7 protein-coding genes are annotated in these 8,481 nt (G+C 62.1%); 4 read left to right on the forward strand and 3 right to left on the reverse strand.

Annotated elements, in window-relative coordinates:
• Positions 1-131: 131 nt before the first annotated feature.
• The gene (locus WN73_RS12475; protein ID WP_271553005.1) at positions 132-1,715 is read right to left on the reverse strand and encodes a winged helix-turn-helix domain-containing tetratricopeptide repeat protein; all 1,584 of its coding nucleotides are present in this window, start codon (positions 1,713-1,715) and stop codon (positions 132-134) included.
• A gap of 114 nt (positions 1,716-1,829) precedes the next feature.
• Between WN73_RS12475 and WN73_RS12480 the strand changes: the two genes are divergently transcribed.
• Positions 1,830-3,221 carry an FAD-binding oxidoreductase gene (locus WN73_RS12480; RefSeq protein ID WP_271553007.1) on the forward strand — a complete coding sequence of 464 codons (1,392 nt, stop codon included), beginning with the start codon at positions 1,830-1,832 and terminating at the stop codon, positions 3,219-3,221.
• A gap of 24 nt (positions 3,222-3,245) precedes the next feature.
• Positions 3,246-4,472 (forward strand): MFS transporter, encoded by a 1,227-nt coding sequence (locus tag WN73_RS12485; protein WP_271553009.1) that lies wholly within the window; start codon positions 3,246-3,248, stop codon positions 4,470-4,472.
• Positions 4,473-4,576: 104 nt separating this feature from the next.
• On the opposite strand, the gene WN73_RS12490 is transcribed toward WN73_RS12485, so the two are convergent.
• Positions 4,577-6,136 (reverse strand): winged helix-turn-helix domain-containing tetratricopeptide repeat protein, encoded by a 1,560-nt coding sequence (locus WN73_RS12490; protein ID WP_271553011.1) that lies wholly within the window; start codon positions 6,134-6,136, stop codon positions 4,577-4,579.
• Positions 6,137-6,245: 109 nt separating this feature from the next.
• On the opposite strand from WN73_RS12490, the gene WN73_RS12495 reads away from it, so the two are divergent.
• The gene (locus tag WN73_RS12495; RefSeq protein ID WP_271553013.1) at positions 6,246-6,707 is read left to right on the forward strand and encodes a cupin domain-containing protein; all 462 of its coding nucleotides are present in this window, start codon (positions 6,246-6,248) and stop codon (positions 6,705-6,707) included.
• Between the two features lie 182 nt (positions 6,708-6,889).
• On the opposite strand, the gene WN73_RS12500 is transcribed toward WN73_RS12495, so the two are convergent.
• Positions 6,890-7,708 (reverse strand): alpha/beta fold hydrolase, encoded by an 819-nt coding sequence (locus tag WN73_RS12500; RefSeq protein ID WP_271553017.1) that lies wholly within the window; start codon positions 7,706-7,708, stop codon positions 6,890-6,892.
• Positions 7,709-7,883: 175 nt separating this feature from the next.
• On the opposite strand from WN73_RS12500, the gene WN73_RS12505 reads away from it, so the two are divergent.
• Positions 7,884-8,366, forward strand: coding sequence for a cupin domain-containing protein (locus WN73_RS12505; RefSeq protein WP_271553015.1), 483 nt, complete (start codon positions 7,884-7,886; stop codon positions 8,364-8,366).
• The last annotated feature ends 115 nt before the right edge of the window (positions 8,367-8,481 follow it).

An 8,481-nucleotide genomic window follows, 5' to 3' on the forward strand; every position in this document is an offset into this window, starting at 1 on the left:
CCCCTGGCCAGCTTATCGCTGGCGGGGCAGGAGCACGGCCGGACCATCCCATTAGCGGACCTCAGGAAAGAGCGATCACTCGATCGGAGTGCTCTCCGCAACTTCCGTCGCTGGTGCCAACAACGTTGTCGCTATCCAGAGTGGGAGGGTCCATCACTTAGGCCGGCTTTGCGAAGTCCGTCGAGGAAATGATCCCGGTCGACGGGGTTTCTATACCTGTTGGCGCGCATCCGGGCGAGGTCCAGCGTGTTGAGGGGCGGAGCTTTGCCGTTCTCACTCAATTCCAGACATCTTTCTCGAATGAATGCGCGCGCCTCGAAATTCGCTTCCCTCAGTCGATCGGTTTGTGCGTAGCACGCCGCAAGGAGCGCGTGCGACCAGCGGTCGCTTGATCGCACTTCCCTGAGAACGCCGATCGCCTGTTCGTATTCGCGAGCGGAAAAAAGCGCCAGCGCGTGGTACCAATGGTATATATTGGGTGGAAATGGATTTAGCCGTTTGGCCGATTTGATCCATGCAAGCGCGTCCTGCCAGCGTCCCCAGTAGACCAGAATATTTGCAAAAGCGGCGGCGACATCAGCGTCGTTCGGATTGAGCGCAAGAGCGCGTTTGAAGTGAGTTTCGGCCTCTTGATCGCGGTTTTGGAGGAAAAGAAGTTGTGCGAAGACGCCGTGCGACCAGGCGTCGTTCTCATCAAGATCGAGGGCGAGCTCGATCTCGCGACGACCATCCTCCAGTGGAGGGGCGGCGGGTGATTCCAGAAACGCAGCGCAGACTACCGACCAGGCTATGTTGGCGTGAGCGCGCGCATAGGCTGGATCGAGCTCCATGGCCTTCCTGAAGTAGCCTTGCGCCTCATCCATGCTCCTGACGGTCAATTGACGCCATTTCTCGTTCCCCAGCAGGACGAGATCGTAGGCCGTGGTGTTCGAGGTCTGCTTGCCTCTCGCGATCTCGCGGCCCGCGTCCTCAAGCCGGCCGGGCAGAGCCGAAACGATCTTGCCTACGATTTCGTCCTGGATGGCGAAGATGTCTTCGATCTCGCGGTCGTAGCGCTCCGTCCAGAGTGTGAAGCCGCTCGCGGCATCCAGAAGCTTGACGGTCACCCGCACCCGCTTCCCGATCCGGCGTGCGCTCCCTTCCACCACATATCGTACGCCGAGCTGGCGGCCGACCTCTCTGATGTCGGACGAGCTTCCCCGGTAGACGAAGCTGGAATGGCGGGCCACGACGAAGAGCGACCGGAAACGCGACAATTCCGCAATGACGTCTTCCGTGATCCCGTCGGAGAAGTAGTCCTGCGCGGGATCGCCGCTCAAGTTGGCAAACGGCAGCACGGCGATCGACGGCTTGTCGGAGCTTGCGGACGGGAGCCACGTTTGCCGGCTGCCATCGGGCAAGGTGGCGGCCGGCGGGCCGACATAGCGGTAACCGCGGCGCGGCAGCGTCTCGATCCAGGTGCTGCCGCCTTCGACGGCGGCAAACGTCCGCCGCAGCGCCGCAATCTGTACGGTCAGATTGCTTTCCTCGATCGCCAGGCCCGGCCAGGCCGCCTCCATCAAGGCGTCCTTGCCGACCGGCTTGCCCGCCTTCTCCAGAAGCAGCCGAAGTAGCGCGACCGCTCGCCTTCCGAGAGCAACCGGCTCGGCGCCGCGGAACAGCGTGTCGGCGTCTGCCTCGAGACGAAACGGACCAAACTCGTAGATCGTCGCCATCGCCTAGAGACACCCTTTTTGGCAAACTTTGCAACTTTTTCGGATCGGATTCAGGAAATGATCCGGCGCTCCGTGAGAAGATGGCCTAGGCATTCGCGGCGAGGAGCAAATCAGATGGAGCAGCAGCAGTCGCACGACGACCTGATGGGCAAATCAAACGCTGAACCGCGGCTCACCCCGCAGCTACGGCTCAAGGGCAATGTGGTCGTCGAGGGGAGCGTCGATTACGACGAGGCGCGCAAGGTCTGGAATGGCGCTATCGACAAGCGGCCGGCCATGATCGCCTATTGTGCCGGCGCCGAGGACGTCGCTCGGGCCGTCGCGTTCGCAAGATCCCATTGCTTCTGCATCGCGGTCCGCAGCGGCGGCCACAATGTCGCCGGCCTGTCGGTCTGCGACGGCGGCATGATCATCGACCTGTCGCACATGAAGCGGATCGAGGTCGATCCGGTCCGCCGGATCGCCCGCGCGGAGGCCGGCCTCAATCTGGGCGAGTTCGACAGGGCGACACAGGAGCATGGCCTGGCGACCACCATGGGCGTCAACAGCGATACCGGTATCGCCGGGCTCACGCTTGGCGGCGGCTTCGGCAAGCTCGGACGAAAATACGGACTGACCTGCGACAACCTGATTGCCGCCGAAGTGGTGACAGCCGAGGGAAAGATCCTGAGGGCCAGTGCGACCGAACACCCCGACCTCTTCTGGGGTCTTCGGGGTGGCGGCGGCAATTTTGGCATCGTGACCACATTCGAATATCGCCTGCATTCCATCGGCACCTCGCTGCTGGTCGCGTCAGCACTGCATCCATATGACGAGGCGCGCGAGGCGATGCGCTTCTATGATGAATTCGCCCGCCGCGCCCCTGACGAAGCGAACGTCGATGCAGCCCTGGTCACGCTGCCGTCCGGCGAACGGTTCTTCAGCATCTCCGCCTGCTATGTCGGCTCGCATCATGACGGCGAGCGAGCCCTTACACCGATCGTCAGGTTCGGCTCGCCCGTCGAGACGCGCCTCGCACCTGTCCCTTATCTTGAGGTTCAGTCGGGAGGCGATGCCCTGTTTCCGCGCGGACGTCGCTATTACTGGAAGGCGCAGTTCCTGCGCGAGATCAGTGCGGGCGCGATCGACGCGTTGCTCGACGCCTATGCGAGGGCGCCCAACACCGCGTCGCTGCTGGTTTTCCAGCACGTCGGCGGCGCAATCGCCCGGGTTCCGACGTCCGGCTCGCCTTACGCAAACCGTGATGCGGCGTTCGACTGCTTTCCGGTAGCGATCTGGGATGATCCTGCCGACGACGAGGCGAACATGCGTTGGGCGCGCGAGCTGTGGAGCGCCGTCAGGCCCTATTCGACAGGCGGCGTCTACGCCAACAATCTCGGCGATGAGGGCGAGGATCGTGTCCGCGATGCCTATGGCGAGAATTATCCGCGGTTGGCCGCGCTCAAAACCCGTTACGATCCGACCAATCTTTTCCGCCTGAATCAGAATATCCGGCCGGCGACATAGGTCGCGGCATCGGGGAAAATCGAAATGCCAAGCCGCTGGACCATTCTTGCTGTCCTGTTCGTCGCGCGGGCCGCCATCGCTTTTCAGTTTCAGAGCATCGCGGCGATAGCGCCACAGCTCAGCGAGAGCCTGGGTGCGAATCTGGCCGATATCGGCGTTCTGATCGGGCTCTATTTTGCGCCGGGCGCTGCGCTCGCGCTGCCCGGCGGTGCGATCGGCCGCCGCTATGGCGACAAGGCGACGGTTCTCGCCGGGCTCCTGCTGATGCTGGCAGGCGAACTGCTGATGACCACGTCAACGTCATGGAGCACGCAGATCGCGGGCCGGCTGACGGCCGGCATCGGCGGCGTTCTCCTGAACGTTCTGATGACCAAGATGGTCGCGGACTGGTTTGCCGGTCGGGAGATCGCCACCGCGATGGCCATCTTCATCAACTCATGGCCGGCTGGTATCGCCGTCGCTCTCATGCTGTTGCCGGCAGTCGGAGCCACGTTCGGGCTCCATGCCGTCAATCTCGCCGTCGCAGGGGTGATCCTGATCGACCTCTGCCTCATCGCTTCGGTCTATCGCGCGCCGGACGCGACCGCCGCCGTTGAAGGCGAGCGCGGCAGCCTGACCGCCGACACGAGCTGCGCCGTGATTGCCGCCGGTCTGATCTGGTGTCTCTACAACATCGGTTTTGCGATGATCTTCAGTTTCGGCCCGTCGATGCTCGTCGAGCAAGGCTGGTCGGGTGCAGCAGCCGGATCAACCATCAGTATCGTGCTCTGGCTCGCTGCCCTTTCGGTCCCGCTCGGCGGCTTCCTCGCCGATCGGACCAAGCGCGGCGATGCCATACTCGTGACGGGCTGCATCTCTTTCGCCCTCCTGACACTTCTCCTGTCGCGAAGCGGTACGGTGCTTCCCATCGTCGTCGCTCTTGGAATCGTCTGTGGCCTGCCCGCCGGTGCGATCATGAGCTTGCCTGCGCGTGTGCTCGACCAGAAGATGCGGCCGATCGGAATGGGACTATTCTACACGGTCTACTACGCCGGCATGCTGGCGGGACCTGCGATCGGAGGAGGGCTCTCCACGTCGGCCGGCTCCGCGCGCGCCGCGCTCGACTTCGGCGCCGTCGTGCTCCTGGCTTGTCCGGTTGTCCTGTGGCTGTTCCGCCGTATCGTTGCCCGCCGGCATCGGCCGGCCGTTTCACCGATGCCCGATGAAAGGCGGGAAGTTGACCTCCTTGCAAATGAGGCGGGTCATTCTTGAGCGGACAACGGCGCATCCGGGCCAAGCCAAACACGTCCCCGCAGTTCGTGCGGTCCTTGCAGGTCGCCGTCGGACACAGAGATGCAAGCCCGTCGAACCGCGGGCTATTCCGGCAATCCGGCATCCCGCAGCGCGCTGCCAAGAGCCTCCGCCAGCGCCGGAGCACAGTTGACGCCAGCAAACTGACGGCTGTAGCGAAAGGCCGGCTGAAGCTCGAGGACACGCGCGGCGGCCGCCCTCGCTTCGTCCAACCGGCCAAGTTTGGCCAGCGCGGCGGCCAATTGCACATAAGTGATGCTGTGTGCCGGATTGGCTTGAACGGATTTGTAGGCCGCGCGACAAGCTTCGTCGTAACGTCCGCGCAGCAGATGGCTCATTGCTTGCGCGTCAAACGCGGCCCAGGCCCACGAATCAAACGGGCTTAGCCGCATACCCCGCTCGCTCCATTCTATCGCGCGCTCCGCTTCGCCGCTCCATCCGAGAATAACGCTGCCAAGAATGTAGGTGAGCGCCGATGACGGGCTGATGGCGAGGGCAGCTTCCAATGCTGCAAATGCAGCGGCGCGATCGTGCGCATCCATGCCGATGGAAAATCCGGCCCATGTCAGAGCAAGCGCGTCGTCTTGTCCATGGACAATGGCCGATCGGGCGTGGCGGATCGAAGCGGCACGGTTAACCTCCTGCAAGCCGGCGCGAAGGAACAGGCAATGGTGACACATCGCGGCATTGCCATGCGCCAGCGCATAAGCCGGCTCGAGCGCGATCGCACGCTCGAGCATCGCAAGCGCTCTCGTCACTTGCTTCGGCATGCCTGAATCGACGTCAGGCTGGGCCCTCAGTACGAAATCGTAGGCGTCGAGGCTGTCAGGTCGTTTCCGCCTGACACGTTCGATTTCGGCTTTCCGCACGCTCGGCGCAATCGCGCCTACCGCCGACAGCGCGATCTCGTCCTGAATGGCGAAAATATTGTCGGAGCTGCGATCGTAGCGCTCGGCCCAGACATGGGCGCCGGTCGACGCGTCGATCATTTGGCCCGTCACGCGCACGCTGCCGCCGGCCTTGCGCACGCTGCCTTCGAGCACATAGCGCACGCCAAGCTCGCGTCCGACCTGCTTCACGTCCACGGCACGGCCCTTGTAGGTGAAGGTCGAGTTTCGCGCGATGACGAAAAGCCAGTTGATCCGTGCGAGCCCGGTGATGATGTCGTCGACCATCCCATCGGCGAAGTACTCCTGCTCCGGATCGCCGCTCAGGTTCGAGAAAGGCAGAACGGCGACGGACGGTCTGTCAGGCAAGGCCGGTGCCGACACGGCGCGGGCGGCGGCCGACGCATCGGGAGCATTGGTGACGACGGCCGGTCCCACATATCGGTAGCCGCGCCGCGGCAGCGTTTCGATCCAGCTCCCAGCATCCGCCTCCGCCAGCACCCGGCGCAAGGCTGCGATCTGAACCGTGAGATTGTTGTCGGCAACCGCCAATCCGCCCCAGCCGGCTTCGACCAGGGCGTCCTTCGACACCGGTACGCCCGCACTTTCGAGCAGTCGGCGCAGCAGCGCGACGGCGCGCTGCCCAAGCATGGTCGGTTCGGCCCCTCGGTACAGAATGCCCGCCTCGGGGTCGAGGCGGAACGGGCCGAACTGGTAGAGGTCGCCCTCGACTGTCATTCGACGCTTTTAGCAGATTTTTGGGAACGAATTCACGACTTCCCGGCGCGGTCGGCCGATGTTGCACAAGTGCCTGCCAGAAGTAAGCCTTTGGTCAAAGGAGGGTCACATGAGCGCCGAGGCCGTCATTCGCATGCCCGATGAGATGAAGGGGGTCATCCTGCGTGGTCATCCCATGGTGTTCCTCGTCACCGGCGAAAATACCCAGCACACGAGCATGTTCGACTGGACGATCCCGGCAGGGTTCGCCACCGGGCGGCATGTTCACCGGGTGCAGGAGGAGGCCTTCTACCTGCTCGAGGGCGAGTGTGAATGGCATGTCGGCGACAGGACGATCCGCGCAACGCCCGGCACCTATCTGTTCATCCCGCCGGGGGTGCCGCACAACATCACGAATGTCAGTGAGAAGCCGGCTCGCGTGCTGATGACTGTTTCTCCGCCCGGCCACGAGCATTATTTCGAAGAGCTCGCGAAACTCGCGGCGCAGGGTGCGCCGGATCCAAAGGCGCTCGCCGATCTGCGAAATCGCTACGACACGGATCAGCTGTCGGCTTTGACAACACGGGCGTAAGCGCCCTGGCCTATGAAGGCAGCTTCTGGCCCATAGCCGAAGGTCGATTGAGCACGTGTCATGTCGGCTGTGAGTGGCAAACCGGACGCCGATCTAACTTGGCATCCAGCGCTGCTTTTGACCCAAGGCGGACATAAAGCAGCGCGGCGTGTGTCTGCACCTTACCTATGGGGAGGTCGATCTCACGCGGCTTGCAGTATCAACTGGCTCAGGCGGTCTGGCTCATCAAGCATGGCCATGTGTCCAACGTCCGGCAGTTCGAATGTGGCCCAAGACTTGTCGCTCTTGCAGTCTGCCAGTGCCTTGTCAAAGGGCGGCTGTGGAAATTTTGGGAGGCGGATGTATGTCTTCTTCGCCACCTTTTGGAGCGCCCCGGAAAGCTTGATCTGCTGGAGATAGGTGCCGACTGGATGCGGGGTCACCTTGGACTCCGCGAATACCCGGTCGCGCTCCGCAACGACAGCGGCCGGATACCTCGCCGATCCACGAACACCTGCCTCGCCCTTGTCGATGGTCATTTGTATGCCTTTGCGCACCACCTCGAGCGCCACGTCGGCTACCCTTTGTCCGTCGGCCGGAATGTAGGCATCAAGCCACACAACCGATGAGACGCGATCGCCGATGCTTTCGAGTGCGCCCGAGCCGACAAAGCCACCATAAGACCATGCCACGAGGCAGACGTCCTCGAGACTTTCCCATTTGATCAGGTTGACGACGTCGGCGATGTGGGTGTCCAGATTGACGTCCTTGCTCAGCAAATGCGAGCGATCGGCCAAACCCGTGAGTGACTGAGCGAACACTCTGTGGCCGCCCTGCTCGAGCCGGTCAGTGACCCGGCGCCATATCCAGCCGCCGCAAAAAGCCCCGCTGACAAAGACGAAGGTCTTTCGCGCCGATTGGGCACGGGCGGCACCGATCACGCCGGAGGCCGCTGCTGCCGCGAGACCGCCAGCTGCAGCGCTGCGAAGCATGCGGCGGCGAGTAACGTGAGAGCTTCTCATCACGCGTATCTCCCTCTGCCGGGTAACTACTAGTAGTTGATCATAAAGAGATGCCACCAAAGTGACAAGGTATGCAGACATCACAACTGTCACCCGTTAGGGTGATGCAACTCGATGCCGTCGTTCCAATATTCTTCGCGATTGCCAGTCCTTAAGAGTCCGAATGGAGCACGAGATGCGCATTTTCAAGACCATAGTCTGTTTGATGGCCATACTTGCCACGAGCGAAATTTGTACAGTTCTGGCAGAAGATAGTTCGCTTGAATACAAACGCGTGACGTCGAGCGACATTAGATGGGCACCAATCCCCTCTATGCCAAAGGGGACGCAAACTACGGTTCTCCACGGCAATCCGGGCAAGCCTGGCCTGTATACTGTTCGCCTCAAGGTGCCGGCAAATTCCAAAATGCCAGTGCACTCTCACCCTGACGAGCGCGTTCGCGTTATCATTTCGGGGACATATTATTCAGCGCTCGGTGACAAGGTCGACACATCGAAACTCTTGAGCTTTCCACCCGGGACGTTTTCGCATGTGCCGCCCAAGGTTTGGCAGTTTGCCGAAACGAGAGACGAGGAAGTGATCTTTGAGATTACCGGGGTCGGACCAACAGGTATCGACTACCTAAATCCCGAGGATGATCCGCGGAAGCAAAAATGATGTTCGGGCTCATTTCCGCTGTTGGCCCTTCAGCGACCTCGGGAGGTGTCCGCTTTCTCGCCGCTGTTAGGAGTTGAGCGGACATCAAGCGGCCAGCCGCTTAATGAGTACACAG

The organism is Bradyrhizobium sp. CCBAU 45394 (genome assembly GCF_028128655.1).
Lineage (GTDB): Bacteria > Pseudomonadota > Alphaproteobacteria > Rhizobiales > Xanthobacteraceae > Bradyrhizobium > Bradyrhizobium diazoefficiens.